Here is a 17,122-nt window from a genome sequence, read left to right as displayed (position 1 = left end):
AATCTCCCCACCTGTGGGGGAGATGGCCGGCAGGCCAGAGGGGGGCGATCTTGCTCCAACATTCATTCTTTCAAGCCAGGAGACACACGATGTCCCTCGTTCATGAAATCGACTACGGCACGCCGGCCTCGCGCTCGGAAGCGCAGGTGACACTCACCATCGATGGCCGCGCCATCACCGTGCCGGAAGGCACCTCGATCATGCGCGCTTCGATGGAGGCCGGCATCAAGGTGCCGAAACTCTGCGCCACGGACATGGTCGACGCCTTCGGTTCCTGCCGCCTGTGTCTCGTGGAGATCGAAGGCCGCAATGGCACGCCGGCCTCCTGCACCACGCCGGTCATGCCGGGCATGGTGGTCCACACCCAGACGGGCCGACTGAGGGACATCCGCAAGGGGGTGATGGAACTCTATATCTCCGACCATCCGCTCGACTGTCTCACCTGCGCCGCCAACGGGGACTGCGAATTACAGGACATGGCCGGCGCAGTAGGCCTTCGCGACGTTCGCTACGGCTATGAGGGCGACAACCACGTCAAGGCTCGCAACGATGGCGCGATCAACGCCAAGTGGATGCCGAAGGACGAGTCGAACCCGTACTTCACCTACGATCCGTCGAAGTGCATCGTCTGCTCCCGTTGTGTGCGTGCCTGCGAGGAAGTGCAGGGCACGTTCGCGCTGACGATCGAGGGCCGCGGCTTCGGCAGCCGTGTCTCGGCCGGTGCCCACGAACTTTTCCTCGATTCCGAATGCGTTTCCTGCGGCGCCTGCGTTCAGGCCTGCCCGACGGCGACGCTCACTGAAAAGTCGGTGATCGCGATCGGCCAGCCGGAACATTCGGAAGTTACCACCTGCGCCTATTGCGGCGTCGGTTGCTCGTTCAAGGCGGAAATGCGCGGCGAGGAACTCGTGCGCATGGTGCCTTGGAAGGATGGCCAGGCGAACCGCGGTCATTCCTGCGTCAAGGGTCGTTTTGCCTATGGTTATGCAACCCACAAGGATCGCATCCTCAACCCGATGATCCGCGAAAAGATCTCCGATCCGTGGCGGGAAGTGACCTGGGAAGAGGCGTTTTCGCATGTGGCCTCGGAATTTCGGCGTATCCAGTATCAATACGGCCGTGAATCGATCGGCGGCATCACCTCGTCGCGCTGCACCAACGAGGAGACTTTCCTCGTCCAGAAGCTGATCCGCGCCGGTTTCGGCAACAACAATGTCGATACCTGCGCCCGCGTCTGCCACTCACCAACCGGTTACGGTCTCGGCCAGGCCTTCGGCACTTCGGCCGGAACCCAGAATTTCGACTCGGTCGAGCACACCGATGTCGTCATCGTCATCGGCGCCAACCCCACCGATGGCCATCCCGTGTTTGGTTCGCGCTTGAAGAAGCGCTTGCGCCAGGGTGCAAAACTGATCGTCATCGATCCGCGCCGCATCGATCTCGTCCGCACGCCGCATGTGGAGGCCGATTATCACCTGCCGCTGCAGCCGGGCACCAACGTGGCCGTGCTGACCGCACTTGCGCATGTCATCGTCACCGAAGGCCTGTTCGACGAAAAATTCATCCGCGAACGTTGCGACTGGTCCGAATTCGAGGACTGGGCCGGCTTCGTTTCGGAAGACGCGCACAGCCCGGAGGCGACCGAGAAATATACCGGCGTGCCGGCGGATCTCGTGCGCGGTGCAGCCCGGCTTTACGCCAAAGGCGGCAACGGAGCGATCTATTACGGTCTCGGCGTCACCGAGCACAGCCAGGGCTCGACCACCGTCATGGCGATTGCCAACCTTGCGATGGTCACCGGCAATATCGGCCGTCCGGGTGTCGGCGTGAACCCGTTGCGCGGCCAGAACAATGTCCAGGGCTCCTGCGACATGGGTTCGTTCCCGCACGAACTGCCGGGCTATCGCCATATCTCGGACGATGCGACCCGCGACACGTTTGAAAAACTGTGGGGCGTGACGCTCAACAGCGAACCGGGCCTGCGCATCCCGAACATGCTGGATGCGGCCGTCGAGGGCACGTTCAAGGGCATCTACATCCAGGGCGAGGACATCCTGCAGTCCGACCCGGACACCAAGCATGTTTCGGCAGGCCTTGCCGCCATGGAATGCGTCGTCGTCCACGACCTTTTCCTGAACGAGACCGCCAATTACGCGCATGTCTTCCTGCCGGGTTCGACCTTCCTCGAAAAGGACGGCACGTTTACCAATGCCGAGCGCCGCATCAACCGCGTCCGCAAGGTAATGAGCCCGAAGAACGGTTATGCCGACTGGGAGGTCACCCAGAAGCTCGCCCAAGCGATGGGGCTTGCCTGGAACTATGCGCATCCGTCCGAGATCATGGACGAGATCGCCGTATCGACGCCGAGCTTTGCGCTGGTTTCCTATGACTATCTCGACAAGATGGGTTCGGTTCAGTGGCCGTGCAACGAGGCGCACCCGGTCGGCTCGCCGATCATGCATGTCGACGGTTTCGTGCGCGGCAAGGGCAAGTTCATCCGCACCGAATATGTCGCGACCGACGAACGCACCGGCCCGCGGTTCCCGCTGCTGCTGACCACCGGCCGCATCCTTTCCCAGTATAATGTCGGGGCCCAGACGCGCCGTACCGAAAATGTCACCTGGCATGCGGAAGACCGGCTGGAGATCCATCCGCACGATGCCGAACAGCGCGGCATCAAGGAAGGCGACTGGATCAAGCTCGCCAGCCGTTCGGGCGATACGACGCTGCGGGCGCTGATCACCGATCGCGTCGCGCCGGGCGTGGTCTATACGACCTTCCACCACCCGAACACGCAGGCAAACGTCATCACCACCGACTTCTCCGACTGGGCGACCAACTGCCCGGAATACAAGGTGACGGCGGTGCAGGTATCGCCCTCCAACGGTCCGACCGAGTGGCAGAGCGATTATGACGAGTTGTCGCGGCGGTCTCGTCGGATCGCGGGGAAACTGGAGGCTGCTGAGTGATGCAATTGCTTGGCGTGCTTCGCGTTACCCCCCTCTGCCTGCCGGCATCTCCCCCACAAGGGGGGAGATCGGCAAGACGCGCCGCCGTTATTCTTCAGCATTGGAAATACGTTTGCTCACTCGATGACGTTAATAGTGGGCTGGACATCGCCACATCCGATCTTCCCCCTTGTGGGGGAGATGCCCGGCAGGGCAGAGGGGGGTATTCCTGCCCCGACGTCCGATGACCTTATTCAACACCACCGCAACAGCCCCCGAGATCGCCCGCCGCAACGGCGTGGTCCGTGCCGGCTCGCGGGTGGTGCCGGAAGAAGTGGCGATCGCTTTTTCCTATGGCGGATCCACCCACGCGGTGATGATGGGCACGCCTGGCGATCTCGAGGATTTCGCGGTTGGGTTCAGCCTGACGGAAGGCATCATCGCTTCGATGGCCGAGATCGAGAGCATCACCGTCATCGAGGAAGGTGCCGGTCTCGATGTCCAGGTGACGCTCGCCGAGGATAAGGAAGATGCGCTGCGCGCCCGCCGGCGGCATATGGCGGGGCCGGTCGGCTGCGGGCTTTGCGGCATCGAATCGATCGAGCAGGCCATGCGCCCGGTACCGGATGTTTCCGCGGTGACGATGGCGCTCAGCCCGAAAGAGGTGAGCGAAGCTGTCGCGGCGCTCAACAGTGCGCAGCCGCTGCATCGGCAAACCCATGCGGTTCACGGCGCCGGCTTCGTCGTGCCGGGCAAGGGACTGGTTGCCGTGCGTGAGGATGTCGGCCGCCACAATGCGCTCGACAAGCTCGCCGGAGCGGTCATCGCCAAGGGCCTCAAGGGTTCTGAGGGCGTCGTGGTCGTCACCAGCCGCATCTCCGTCGAGATGGTGCAGAAGACGGCGATCCTCGGAAGCCCGGTGCTGATTGCCATTTCCGCGCCGACAGCACTTGCCATCCGCACGGCGGAAGCGGCGGGCATGACCTTGATCGCGCTGACCCGCGGCGAGGATTTCGAAATTTTCACGCGTACCGATCGCATAACCACTGGAGTTGTCGCCGATGTCGCATGACCAAAGCCCCGAGCAACTGGTGCTCGACAAGCTGGTCCGGATGGCCAACCAGATCGCTACCTTCTTTCTGTCGCAGCCGGAAAGCGTCCGCGCCGAGGGCGTTGCGACGCATATCAACAAATTCTGGGAGCCGCGCATGCGCCGGCACCTTTTCGAGCATCTCGACAATGGCGGGGCAGGGCTGCTGCCGCTCGTCGTCGAGGCTTCGACGCTGATCCGCCGGCCGGAGGCGAAGGTCGGATCGGGCGTTGGTGTGGGCGAAGATGCGAGGCAGGGTGCGCCGGGCGGCAAGGGGCCCGCTGAGGGAGAATCGCTTTCCGAACCGAGCATTCCGGAGAGCGCCGCATGAATTCATCCATCCGGCAGGTGAGGGGCCGGAGGGGGAATAAAGCATAGCCGTCATCCAGAGGGAGGATATTTTTTAATGGCAATTGCAGACACGACGAACGAGGGCCTGACAGGCAATGTCGGGCTCCTCGATAGGGAACGTATTATCGCAAAACCGGGCTTCAATCGCTGGCTGGTGCCGCCGGCAGCTTTGGCTATTCACCTTTGCATCGGCATGGCATACGGCTTCAGCGTCTTCTGGCTGCCGCTGTCCCGCGCCCTAGGTACCACGCAGGACCCGTCCTGCGCCAGCCTCAACCTCATCTCGGCCCTGTTCACGACAAGCTGCAACTGGCGTGTCGCAGACCTCGGGTGGATCTACACGCTGTTCTTCGTGCTGCTTGGTTGCTCGGCGGCGATCTGGGGCGGCTGGCTGGAACGGGTCGGTCCGCGCAAGGCCGGTTTCGTCTCGGCCTGCTGCTGGTGCGGCGGCATTATCGTCGCGGCCATCGGCGTCATGACCCATCAGCTGTGGCTGATGTGGATCGGCGCCGGCGTCATCGGCGGTGTTGGCCTCGGTCTCGGCTATATCTCGCCGGTCTCGACGCTGATCAAATGGTTCCCGGACCGCCGCGGCATGGCGACCGGCATGGCCATCATGGGCTTCGGCGGCGGCGCGATGATCGGTGCTCCGCTTGCCAACCTGCTGATGAACTATTTCAAGACCGGTACTTCGGTCGGCGTCTGGCAGACCTTCATCTGCATGGCGGTGATCTATTTCTGCTTCATGATGGGCGGCGCCTTCGGGTACCGTATCCCGCCGGCCGGCTGGCGTCCCGAAGGCTGGACGCCTCCGGTCTCCAAGACGACGATGATCACCACCAGGCACGTCCACCTGCGGGATGCACACAAGACCAAGCAGTTCTGGCTGATCTGGGCGGTGCTTTGCCTGAACGTTTCGGCTGGCATCGGCGTTATCGGCATGGCCTCGCCGATGCTGCAGGAAATCTTCGCCGGATCGCTGATCGGCCTGCCGAACCTGACCTTCTCGCAGCTCGATGCGAGCCAGAAGGCACAGATCGCCACGATTGCCGCCGGTTTTGCCGGGCTTCTATCGCTCTTCAATATCGGCGGGCGCTTCTTTTGGGCGTCGCTCTCCGACAAGATCGGCCGCAAGAACACATATTATACGTTCTTCGTTCTCGGCATCGTGCTCTACGCACTTGCTCCGACGCTTGCCGACATGGGCAACAAGGCGCTCTTCGTACTCGCCTTCGGCATCATTCTGTCCATGTATGGCGGCGGCTTTGCGACCATCCCCGCCTATCTCGCGGATATCTTCGGCACCCAGTTCGTCGGCGCCATCCACGGTCGCCTGCTGACGGCATGGGCGACCGCCGGCATTCTCGGTCCGGTCGTCGTCAACTACATCCGCGAAGCGCAGCTCACCGCTGGCGTACCCGCCGGTCCGGCGCTCTATACCGGCACGATGTATATCCTCGCCGGTATGCTGGTGCTGGGTCTGGTCGCCAACGCGCTGGTGCGTCCGCTTGCCGACAAATGGTTCATGTCGGACCACGAGGTCGCTTCGCTGCAGGCAAAGACAGCTGCGGCGAATGCCGGTCCGACCGGTTCCTTCGGCATCGGCACCGGTGGTCTGGATGCCAAGGCGACGCTTGCCTGGGCCGTGGTCGGCATTCCGCTCCTCTGGGGCGTCTGGGTGACGCTGCGGAGCAGTCTGGTGCTGTTCGGCTGACATTCGGCAACAGGAATGACGAGGGGCGGCTTGCCGAAGCCGCCCTTTCTTTTTGCCTTGCACACAAATGTGAGGATAAAAACGGAGGCAGCTCCGCTTGACCTCGGCCGAATCCGGGCTAGATTGCCTTCCGGAACCCGAGTTCGCATTCTTTGCGAAACGCACGCGCCCGCGTGCCCGATCCGGCTTCCAGCGACTGCTTTATCTCTTCATATCTTCAGTGCACACGGGAGTTCTCCATGCGCTACAATCAATTGGGCAATACAGGTCTTTTCGTCTCCGAACTCTGCCTCGGCACGATGACCTTCGGCGAGAACCAGACGGGCGCCGTCTGGAGTGCCGTCGCCGGTCTCGATCAGGACGCCGCCGACAAGATCGTCGAGCGCTCGCTGGCCGCCGGCGTCAACTTCATAGATACGGCGAATGTTTATTCCCAGGGCCGGTCAGAGGCCATCCTCGGTCAGGCGATCAAGAACCTCGGCGTGCCGCGCAAGGACGTGGTCATCGCCACGAAATTCCATGGCCAGATGGGCGACAAGCCGAACGATCGCGGCGCCTCCCGCGGCCATATCATGGACTCGGTGGAGCAGAGCCTCGAACGGCTGCAGATGGACCATATCGATCTCTACCAGATCCATGGCACCGACACGGTGACGCCGATCGACGAGACGCTGCGGGCGCTCGACGATCTGGTATCGCGCGGCCTCGTTCGCTACATCGGCCTCTCCAACTGGGCTGCCTGGCGGATGGCGAAGGCGCTCGGCATTTCCGAGCGCAAGGGTTATGCCCGTTTCGAGACGGTGCAGGCCTATTATTCGATCGCCGGCCGCGACCTGGAGCGGGATATCGTGCCGCTGATGCAGGAGGAGAAGCTCGGCCTGATGGTCTGGTCGCCGCTTGCCGGCGGGCTGCTCTCCGGCAAATACGGTCCGGGCGCTCCAGGTAACGGGGAAGGCCGCCGCGCCAACTTCGATTTTCCACCGGTTGACAAGGATCGTGCCTGGGCCTGCGTCGCGGCAATGCGCGAAGTCGGCGCCAAGCATGGTGCGAGCGTCGCGGAAGTGGCGCTGGCCTATATTCTGGCGAAACCGTTCGTCACGAGTGTCATCATCGGTGCCAAACGGCTGGAACAACTCGAAGAGAATTTGAAGGCCGTGAAGCTGAAGCTCGACGCGGAGGATATGGCAAAGCTCGATGAGGTGAGCGCGCTTGCTCCGGAATATCCGGGCTGGATGCTGGCGCGCCAGGCTGCCGGACGCCGGCCGGCTCCATTCGAGCCGAAGGGATAATCATGAAAAAAGCCCGCGGTGGTTTGACGCTGCGGGCTTCAAAGTCAGGTGACGGCTTAGAGGTCTTTCCAGCCAACCGCCTTGGCCTTGAGGTGATGCTGCAGGCGTGGCAGGTGCTTCCGCTTGCCTCGCCTGTCAGAAATCAGGCAGCCAGATCGTCGGCCTCGGTGCCCTTGAACATCTTGGCGAGGTTCAGGAAGCAGATCATGCCGTTCTCGTTGGCGATGATGCCTTCGGAGAAGGACTTGTCGAAGGAGGCGGAGATTTCCGGAACCGGCTGGACCTGGCTCGAGGGGATCGTCAGGATGTCCGAGACGCGATCGACGAGCATGCCGATAACCATGTTGTGGACTTCCGCGACGACGATGGCGCTGCGCTCGTTGGCAACCGTGCTCTTCATGCCGAGCTTGTAGGCAAGGTCGATGATCGGGATCACGGAACCGCGAAGGTTCATGACGCCGATGACATCGGCCGGGGCGTGCGGGATCGGCGTCGAAGGCGCCCATCCGCGGATTTCGCGGATCGTCGTCGTCTTGACGCAGAATTCCTGGTCATGGAGACGGAAGGCGATGATTTCCAGCGTTTCGCCGCTGTAGCTTGTGGAGTTGATCGTCGTAGCCATCAGAATTCTTCCCAACTATCCGTTGCCTGAGCGGCAGCGGCGGCACCCGTTGTGGTCCGCGCGACCGTTGCCATGAGTTTGCGTGCCGGCGATGCAACGGGTCGTGCATCAGGTCGCGCTATTTCAATCTTACGCGAAGAATGTTGCGCAAATCTAAACCGTCCCAGGAGATCCCGCAGGGTTTCGGCTTCGCGCGCCAGACTGTGGCTGGCAGCGGTCGTTTCCTCGACCATGGCAGCGTTCTGCTGCGTGTTCTGGTCCATCGAGTTGACGGCCTTGCTGATCTCCTTGATGCCCGTGGACTGTTCGCGGGCAGCCTCGACGATCGCTGTGACATTGCCGTTGATCTCGTCCACCTGGGACATGATCTCGTCGAGCGCCTTGCCGGTTTCGCCGACCAGCGCGACGCCACGCTTGACCTGTTCGGAGGAGGTCGAGATCAGCGTCTTGATTTCCTTGGCCGCACTGGCGGAACGTTGAGCCAGCTCGCGGACTTCCTGGGCAACGACCGCAAAGCCCTTGCCCGCTTCGCCGGCGCGCGCCGCCTCGACACCGGCATTCAGCGCCAGCAGGTTTGTCTGGAAGGCGATCTCGTCGATCACGCCGATGATATTGGAGATTTCCCGGGACGACGTCTCGATCTGGCCCATCGCGTTCACCGCGTTGCGCACCACGGCGCCGGAATGTTCGGCGCTTTTTTTAGCATGCGAGACAAGGGTACCTGCTTCTTCCGCGCGTTTGGCGCTATCGGTGACGGTACGGCTGATTTCTTCAAGCGCCGCGGCGGTCTCCTCGACTGCCGCTGCCTGCTGCTCGGTGCGCTTGGCAAGGCTGTCGGAAGCCTGGCGAATCTCGCTGGAGCCGCCCGCAATCCCCTCGGCATTGTCCCCGACCGTGCGCATGGCATCCGCCAGCGTTGTGATGGCTCCATTGAAATCGAGGCGGATCTGCTCAAGCGTCGAAATGAAAGGCTTCTCGATGCGGATGGTCAGGTCGCCGTTTGAAAGGGACGTCAGGCCATCGGCGATATCATCGACCGCGCGGACGCGTTCGGTGATATCTGTCGCAAACTTGACCACCTTGAAGACCCGGCCGTCGGCGTCGAAGATCGGATTGTAGGACGCCTGGATCCAGGCAGCCTTGCCGCCCTTGCCGATGCGCTTGAACTCGGCGGCAATCGCTTCGCCACCGGCGAGCTTCTTCCAGAATTGCGGGTATTCGGCGCTGTCACGGAACGACGGCTCGCAGAACATGCTGTGATGTTTGCCGGTGATTTCCGAAAGTTGATAGCCGAGGCAGGCGAGGAAATTTTCGTTGGCGGTCAGCACATCGCCATTGGGAGTGAACTCGATAATGGCCTGCGTGCGCGAGATGGCGTTGATCTTGCCTTCGTCCTCGGCGGATTTGAGTTTTGCGGCGGTGATGTCGGTTGCGAATTTGACGACCTTGTAAGGCTTGCCGCCCGAGGCCACCGGATTGTAGGAAGCCTGGATCCAGATCTCGCGACCACCCTTGCCGATGCGCTTGTAGGCGGCCGCGTCATATTTGCCGCTGCCGAGATGCGCCCAGAAATCCTTGTAGGCCTGCGACTTCACATAGGCCGGATCGCAGAACATGCTGTGGTGCTTGCCGACGATCTCGGAAAGAGCGTAGCCGAGCGTCTTGCAGAAGTTCTCGTTGGCCGTGAGGACTTTTCCGGACAAATCAAACTCTATGATAGCCTGGGATTTATTGAGCGCTGCAAGTACTGCTTTCGCGTCAGCACCTGGAAGTGAAAGTATGGACATCTGGCTTGCCTGCCCCCATCTGTAAGGTCCCGAACCGCTCAATTTTGCCTGCCGCCTAACGAGGTAATCTCTCGTCGCCGGGACACTGAGTTCTGCTAAAAATAGCATTGAGGACTTAACGGAAGGTCAATAATTCTTTTCGGCTCAAGTCAGGGGAAATACGTATCTGTTCTGTGTTTTGTCAAATTCCGGATGATGCGTATTTGTGCCGCAGTAGCCCCAGTTTTCGATGTATGTTCGGGACTTCCGCGAAGTAATTTCGATCGATATTTTAAATATAAACTTACGCCGCATATCAGGCGCTGGGCGACTAGGCACTCGTTTTGCGGAGGTACGCCGATCCATGTGATGTCCTCGGAGGTCAGGGTTTTCTCCCGAGCAGGCAGGAACCAATGGATATGGGAGATTAGTATTCGCGCTCATAAAAGATGCCGGCCTTGCCACCTTCGGTGCCGGCGCCGGCCTTGAGCTTCACACCGCGACCGACATCGAGGTTGATCGTCGCTTCGGCGCCGCCCTCGCCGCCCTGTTCGACCTGGATATAGGTGCGGTTGTTGATGTAGCGGCCGACCGAAACGGTGGTCTGGCCGGTCGCATCGGTGTTGATATCGAGATCGTCGACACCGAGATTGTTGCGCAGCGTTTCGAGCAGCGATGTGGAGCCGCCGCCGGCGAGTTGCGCGACGGCGTCGGCCAGCTGGGCGATCTGCAGCGGTGACAGCCGCGACATCGACTGGCCGAAGATCAGCCGCGCCAGAACCTCGTCCTGGGGCAGGGCGGGTGAGGAGGAGAATGCGATCGTCGGGTCGTTGGCGACACCGGTGACTTTTACCGTGATCGTCGTCGCGGCGGAGGTCGTGTTCGCTTCCATGTTGAGAACCGGGATCAGGCCGCCGCCGAAGGTGATGTCGCCATCGGTAAAATCCAGCCGTTTGGCGAGGATGACGATACGGCCGCGGCGCATCTGGAAGCCGCCGGCGACGACCGGCGCGACCGCCGTACCCGTCACGGTCAGGTCGCCGCCGAGCTCGGCGTCGATGCCTCGCCCGCGAACGAAAATGCCGTTCGGCGCACTGATCTGGAGGTTGAGCGCGATCGGGTTCGAACTGCCGCCGGCACTCTTCGGGCGCAGTTTTTCCATCTGCCGCAGCACGTCGGGCGGTGCGTTGCGGTGGCGGATATCGATGGCGGAAAGCGAAGTCGGCAGGCGGGCCGGTACGGTAATAGCAGCCTTGGTCAGCGTTACCTTGCCACCGAGGATGGGGCCGGAGGTCAGCGGGCCGGTGATCGTCAGGGCGCCGTCGGTGGTTGCAGCAAACAGCGTGCCGTCGGCATAGGATGCCTGAGCAAGCGTGATCCTGAGATCGGCTGGAAATCCGGAGCCGGGTGTGATGCCGACCGAGCCCTGGACCGAGACCGTGCCGCCACCCGAGAGCTTGGCCGTGAGCCTCGAAATATTGGCGCCCTTGCCATCGAAGGCGACATTGGCGGCGAGATCCGTCAGGGCGAGGTTACGGCGAACATCTACCAGGCGGGCGCCGGAGGAGGATGCCGTGCCGGTGATCGCCGGCGCTGCCGCGGTGCCGCCGATCGCAAGATCGACATTGCCGGTGCCTTCCAGCACGAACCCTTGAGCGGCCATCTGCCCTGCAAGGATGGAGAAGGGCAGTTTCCCGCTGAATTTCAGATTGAGCGGCTTTTCGCCCGCAAGCGAGACGGAGCCGCCGCCCGACAGCGAGACGCCGCCACCGCCCGAAAGGCGGGTATCGACGGTGACGGTGCTGTTCTGAAACGTGCCGCCGGCGGTGATGTTGAAGGCAGCGACCCCGGCGGAGGTGGTCTGCGCGACGCCGGCATCGGCCCAGCGCAGATCATAACGGACGGCCGGGGCTTGCGGGGTTCCCGTCGTAGTCACCGTGCCGGAAATAGTGCCGCGGGCGTCGAGGCCCGGCGCAAAGGCGTTGACCAGGCTGGCGGGCACGGCATTGGCGCGGGCGTTTATGTCGAGCGCGGGAATGCCGTCCTTCAGGATAACCTTGCCCGCGGCGGACAGGTCGAGACCGCCGGAGCCCGTCAGGCGCGTCCTGTCTAATGTGACTGTCCCGTTGGCGAAGCTGCCGCTTGCTTGGACTCGAAACGGACTGATGCCAGCGTCGCGCGACTGGCGAAGCTGTGCATCACTCCATTCTAAATCGTAACGTATGGCAGGGGCAGATGCGGCGCCGGTGGCGTTGATCGTGCCGGAAATCGTGCCGGCAGCGTTGATCGCGGGCACAAAAGCGTTGATGAGATTGGCGGGCAAGGCCTTGATATTGGCGGTCAGGTCCAGCGCCGAGCCGGCTGTGCCGTTGACGGTGACGCTGCCGGTGCCGGTTGCGATGGTGAGGTCAGCAAGCCGCGCACCGCCGTTTGCGACCGCGATGCGGGTCGGCGCGGCAAGCCGGACTGCGATGCTGCGGGGCGCGGCGGTGAAGCTTTCGATGCCGACCGAGATATCGGAACCGCTCTGGATATCGCCGATCGCAGTGAGGGGTGCGTTGTCATATTGGGCGGCGAGGTTGAAGTTGGTCCGGTTGCCGCCCTGGCTGACGCCGAGATTGACGTCGTTGATGCCGACCGATCCGGCGCCGATGCGGGTGGCGCGGATGGTGCCTTCGGCCGCGATCGCCTTGATGTCGGGAATGGCAAGATCGATGTTCGGCTGGGCGATCTCCATCGTGCCGCGGCGAAGGGCACTGCCGGATGCCCGGATCGCAGCGCCTGCCTTGCCGCCGGTATTGCTGAACATCACCGTTCCCTTGAGATCGCCCTGGGCCTGCTGGGCAGCAAGTGCCGCAAGCAGGGAGACATCCGGGAAATCGAAGGTGAGCTGGCCTTCCGGCAGGAAGGCGGGGGAGAAGTTCAGGGCGCCAGAGAGCTTGTTGGGGCCGATCTCTGCGGTGATCGCCGGCGCGCTGGTGCGGCCCTGGACGGAGGCGACGTCGGCATTGACGCGGATAGGCTGGCCGTCGAGCGAACCGGTGCCGGTCAGCTTGCCCTTGGGGGCGTTCGGATCGGCGGTGCCTTCGAGGATGAAGCTCATGTCCTGGAGCTTGCGGCCGACCAGCCGGGCGTCGGCGGAATTGACCACGGCCCTGACGCCCATTGCGGCGAGCGGCCCCTTGGCGGAAATATCGAAACCTGCGGCACCTTCGGCCTCGGGCAGCCAGCGCTTGAGATCCGGCACGCGGCCGGCGAGGCGGCCGGTGACGGTTTGGTTTTCGAGCAGCATGTTGCCATGCGCCTCGATCGCGTTCGACCGCATCACGAAGTTCTCGAGGCTGACGCGGCCGCCGCTCACCATGTTGACATAACCTTCGGCGGACAGCTTGCCGTCGAATTTCGAAACCAGCCCCGGCGGCAGAACGGCGGGATTGGCGAAAACCCGGAAATTGCCGGTGACCGCCTGCTTCGACATATCATAGGCGCCGGACAGCGTGCCGTTGACATTGCCGCTGTCGAAGGTCGCCGCATCGAGGCCGATCGCCGGCGGCGCCAGCCTTAGCGGCGCATCGAGCGTCACCGGACCGCGGATCACCCGGTCGAGGTCGTCATTGGTGAAATGCGTGCGAGCCACAGTGAAGCGGCTGCGGATGCTGCCGGAGCGGTTGATGAGGTTCAGATCTTCGCTTTCCGCCTGCAGGCGGATCTGGCCGAAGCGCCCCTGCGGCAGTTCCGCGGCGCTGAGTGCTGCCGTCGCGTTGAAGCGCGCCGAGGCGGCCGCTCCGGTCAGCGTAAAGTTGATGCTTTCGAAGGAGAAGCGGCTCTCCTGCCCGTTGATCGGCCAGACGAAGTCGACCGGGCCCTTTACGCCGTTGAGGCTGGCGGTGAGGCTGTTGTCGCCCGTCTGGTCCCAGGCCCCCTTGGCAGCGATCTTCACGGCTCCGGAGGTGAGATCACCGCGTTCGATATCCACGCGGCCGGAAGGCGCATAGACTGCGGCGATGTTGATATCGGTCGTGCCGCCGAACAGCGGACGAAAGGCGGGCGGGAGAAGCGTCGAGAGCTGACCGCCGCCGGTCACCTCCACTCTGTGCCTGCCGTTTGCGACCAGCATATGCTTGCCATCGACCGAGATGACGGGAGTGCCGCCGACGCTGCCCTGCAACTTGCCGGCCCAGTCGGAAAGAGGTCCTTCGCCATCGAGGGCGAGCTGGACCGCCGGGGTGCCGGGTAGACGCAGAACCCGGGCGAGCAGGCCACCCTGGGGCTCGGACACGGCAGCCTTGAGCGTCAGGCGATTTTCGGACGGCGCGTAGACCACGTCGGCAGATGCCCTGGCATCCGGCTCGTCCTTGCGGGTTGCCTGCAGGTCGAGCGAAATGTCAGGTCCGGTCGCATCGATCGATCCCTTCACCGAAAGTGAGAAATCCCGTCCCGAAAGTGCCTGGGAGAGATTGATGTCCGGCAGGTCGATCTGCGCGACGCGGATCCCGACGGGCAACGGCGACCCGGAGGAGTTCGTCGTCTGCGTCGTTGCGGGCGCTTTGGGCGGCCGCGGTGCACGGATGAAATTGACGGTGTCTGCGGAAATGTGCTCGGCGCGGAAAACACCGGTCACCAGGGATGTCGGCGACCAGTCGATCTTGATGCCGCCGATCTGGGCATAGGGGCCCATGTCGTCGGACAACGTGAGGGCATCGATACGCAGATCGCCGGTCAGAAGGCCTTCCGGCCGCGTGAAAGAGATGCCGCGGTCAGGCGTGGAGACGATGGCGGAAATCCGGTCCGCGGCAACGCGTCCGCCGACCGGGGTGAGGGCGACGAAAAGGACAACGCCCAGGGCCATGACGAATAGGATCGCGACCACGCCAAGCGCGGCCTTCAAGATCCATTTCAACAGGCGTACCATCAGCATCATGCCTTAAACGCTACCCTTCACTGCCTTTCAGAATGCCTGTCCTATGCCCGCATAGATACCGTACTGGCTACCGCCGTCATAGCGCTGCAACGGAATTGCAACGTCCAATCTCAGCGGTCCAAAAGGCGTGGCATATCTCACGCCGATCCCTGCGCCAGCACGTATATCAGAAAAATCGGGCACGATTCCGGTCGATACCGTACCAATGTCGACAAAAGGTACAATGCCTATATTTTCTGACACTTTTACCCTCACTTCGAAAGATCCCAGCGTATAAGAACGCCCGCCCGTGGCTTCATCGGCGCTGTTATAGGGCGAGATTTCCCGATAGGCGTAACCGCGCACCGATCCGCCGCCGCCGGCGAAGAATCTGCGTGTCGCCGGGATTCTTTCAAGGTCGCTTCCGCCGACCAGTGTTCCAGCGGCCAGACGGGCAGCCAGCACGATCCGATCCTCCTGCCCGAGGCCGAGATAACCCGAAATCGAGCCCTCGAACGACGAGAAGATCGTGCCGTCCATCAGCTCGTAGCTCGGCTTGGCCGACAGCGTCGCGTAATATCCCTTGGTCGGGTCGAGCTTGTTGTCGCGCGCGTCGCGCTCGAAGCTGATCGGCAGGCTGAGGGTGAGGTATTGATTGTTGCCGAAGGCATCGTCGGCATCGATATAGGCGATTTCCCCGCCGCCCTTGAGCTTGTCGGTCTCGTTCAGCTCATAGGTGATGCCGGCCGAATAGATGATGGTCTGCGCCTCGTAGACGTCAGGCGTCTCGCTCTTGGCTTCAAGGCGTGATTCGAAGGTCGCTTCCGGCACGAAGGCGCCGGGCTTGGTAAAGATGATGCCGGCGGAATAGTCGAAGGTGGTGACGTCGGTTGTCGCGCCGATGCCGGACACCTTGCCTTCGATGCGCAGCGACTCGGCTTCCCCGAAGAGGTTGCGGTGGCCCCAGTATCCTTCGAGACCGGCGCCGTCGATTGAGGAATATTCGGCGCCGAAGCCGAAATAGCGGTGCTTACCTTCCGATACCTCGATTGTCAGGGGCAACGAACCGTCCGGTGCAAGCTTCTCCGCCTCGTGGATCGTCACGCTCGAAAAGACGCCGAGTTCGCGCAGGCGGTCGTTCGCCTTCTTCAACTGCTCGGGCGAATATTGTCCGTGTTTGTCGAGCCGCGAATAACGGCTGATGAAGGCGGCATCGACGGTGCGCGATCCCTTGACGGCGACGGTGCCGAACGGCGCGACCGGACCGCCGACGGCACCGAGCACGACGTCGATCGTGTCGGTTCGATGGTCTGCCGTCACCTGCCGTCGGGTCAGTTTCGCGAGCGGTCGTCCTTCGTTCTTCAGATCGACCAGAAGCTGTTCGCCGGCTTTGAGGATCAGCCGCGAACCGGCCTTGCCGCCGGCGACGAGATCGTATTTTCCCGGATCGTGGCCGGCGGCATCGCCTTCGAAGCGAACCGAACCGAGCTTGAAGACCGGGCCGGGATCGATGCTGACGGTGACCGGCACGGGAGCCGCGTGGTCGAATGTGGGGTTGGGCGGCAGGCGGTCAATATCGGTGCCGGCGACGGAGATGTTGACGGTACCGCCGTAACGGGCCTCTTCGTAAAGCACGGCGATCAATCGGTCGCGGTCCTCGCGTGCCTTGATGATCACCCCGAGGTCGCCCGAGACCGGCTGTTTTTCGTCGGTGATCAGGGAAGCCGCCGATTCGAGGCGCTTCTTGAGATCCTTATCGGCGCTGCCGGTTTGGAGCGTCGCATCGTAGTGGACGGGATCGATGACCTCGACCTTGTCTTCATCGCCGCCGAACAGGGTGATGCCGAAGAGTTTAAAGGCGTAGGCCTTGCCGGAAAGCGGCGGGGAAACAAGAAGTATAGCGGCAAGCATCGCAGCTGCGCCTGCCCCCCTCAATCTCCGTTTTTCTGTCCGCCCAGTGTTTTCGTTCCGCATACGCAAACTGCTGTGGATTCCCCCGGCTGGAAGCCGTCATAGCGTCCGACGAAGCGAACTATCTAACTGCAAAAGACGAAGCCGGGTACCCCCGATCGCTCTTCGCAATGATTTCATGACAGAAAAAGCCCCGGAGAGTGCTCCGGGGCCACAGTTTTTTCTACAATCCCCGCGGTTATCAGTAGCGGCGCGGGCAGCTGTCGATATAGCGGCGGCCATACCGGTCGCGGTAGTAACATTGACCCGGCTGTTCGGCGACAGAGCCGATCAAGGCACCGGAAACGCCCCCGATCGCAGCACCTACGGCTGCGCCGCGGACGTTGCCGGTGGCGAGGCCGCCGATCACGGCGCCGGATGCTGCGCCGATGCCGGCGCCCTGTTCAGTTGCCGTGCAGCTCGCGAGCGAAGCGCCGACCATCAAAAGCACCAAGGCTTTTCTCATGAGATCCTCCTGTTTGTTCTTTGTTT

Annotated in this window: 10 protein-coding genes; 5 read left to right on the top strand and 5 right to left on the bottom strand. The window is 62.5% G+C overall.

Translation table 11 applies throughout. The features are described from left to right. Positions 1–89: 89 nt before the first annotated feature. The 5 genes from fdhF to AC1D3C_RS25235 all read left to right on the top strand — a co-directional run bounded on the left by fdhF (position 90) and on the right by AC1D3C_RS25235 (position 7,392). The gene (gene fdhF / locus AC1D3C_RS25255) at positions 90–2,969 is read left to right on the top strand and encodes a formate dehydrogenase subunit alpha (protein WP_477484805.1); all 2,880 of its coding nucleotides are present in this window, start codon (positions 90–92) and stop codon (positions 2,967–2,969) included. A gap of 223 nt (positions 2,970–3,192) precedes the next feature. Then, positions 3,193–4,020 (top strand): formate dehydrogenase accessory sulfurtransferase FdhD, encoded by an 828-nt coding sequence (gene fdhD / locus AC1D3C_RS25250; RefSeq protein ID WP_477484804.1) that lies wholly within the window; start codon positions 3,193–3,195, stop codon positions 4,018–4,020. Next, positions 4,010–4,369, top strand: coding sequence for a formate dehydrogenase subunit delta (locus AC1D3C_RS25245; RefSeq protein ID WP_247037651.1), 360 nt, complete (start codon positions 4,010–4,012; stop codon positions 4,367–4,369). The genes fdhD and AC1D3C_RS25245 overlap by 11 nt, the downstream gene beginning before the upstream one ends. Before the next feature lie 75 nt (positions 4,370–4,444). Further along, positions 4,445–6,103, top strand: a complete 1,659-nt coding sequence (locus AC1D3C_RS25240; protein WP_477484803.1) for an OFA family MFS transporter — start codon at positions 4,445–4,447, stop codon at positions 6,101–6,103. Positions 6,104–6,342: 239 nt separating this feature from the next. Further along, entirely contained in the window at positions 6,343–7,392 is a 1,050-nt protein-coding gene (locus tag AC1D3C_RS25235) for an aldo/keto reductase (protein ID WP_477484802.1), read from the top strand. A gap of 142 nt (positions 7,393–7,534) precedes the next feature. On the opposite strand, the gene AC1D3C_RS25230 is transcribed toward AC1D3C_RS25235, so the two are convergent. The 5 genes from AC1D3C_RS25230 to AC1D3C_RS25210 form a co-directional block, all read right to left on the bottom strand. Further along, on the bottom strand, positions 7,535–8,014 hold the full coding sequence (locus AC1D3C_RS25230; RefSeq protein WP_038546443.1) for a chemotaxis protein CheW: 480 nt from the start codon (positions 8,012–8,014) through the stop codon (positions 7,535–7,537). Then, positions 8,014–9,801 (bottom strand): methyl-accepting chemotaxis protein, encoded by a 1,788-nt coding sequence (locus tag AC1D3C_RS25225; protein WP_247037628.1) that lies wholly within the window; start codon positions 9,799–9,801, stop codon positions 8,014–8,016. Before AC1D3C_RS25225 ends, AC1D3C_RS25230 begins: the two co-directional genes overlap by 1 nt. A gap of 406 nt (positions 9,802–10,207) precedes the next feature. Next, the gene (locus AC1D3C_RS25220; RefSeq protein WP_477484801.1) at positions 10,208–14,701 is read right to left on the bottom strand and encodes a translocation/assembly module TamB domain-containing protein; all 4,494 of its coding nucleotides are present in this window, start codon (positions 14,699–14,701) and stop codon (positions 10,208–10,210) included. A 27-nt stretch (positions 14,702–14,728) separates the two neighbouring features. Continuing rightward, entirely contained in the window at positions 14,729–16,654 is a 1,926-nt protein-coding gene (locus tag AC1D3C_RS25215; RefSeq protein WP_477484800.1) for an autotransporter assembly complex protein TamA, read from the bottom strand. A gap of 178 nt (positions 16,655–16,832) precedes the next feature. After that, positions 16,833–17,096 (bottom strand): glycine zipper domain-containing protein, encoded by a 264-nt coding sequence (locus tag AC1D3C_RS25210; RefSeq protein ID WP_038546432.1) that lies wholly within the window; start codon positions 17,094–17,096, stop codon positions 16,833–16,835. Positions 17,097–17,122 lie beyond the last annotated feature (26 nt).

This window comes from Neorhizobium sp. P1_A6 (assembly GCF_056406795.1).
This window is presented reverse-complemented; position numbering and strand designations above follow the sequence as displayed.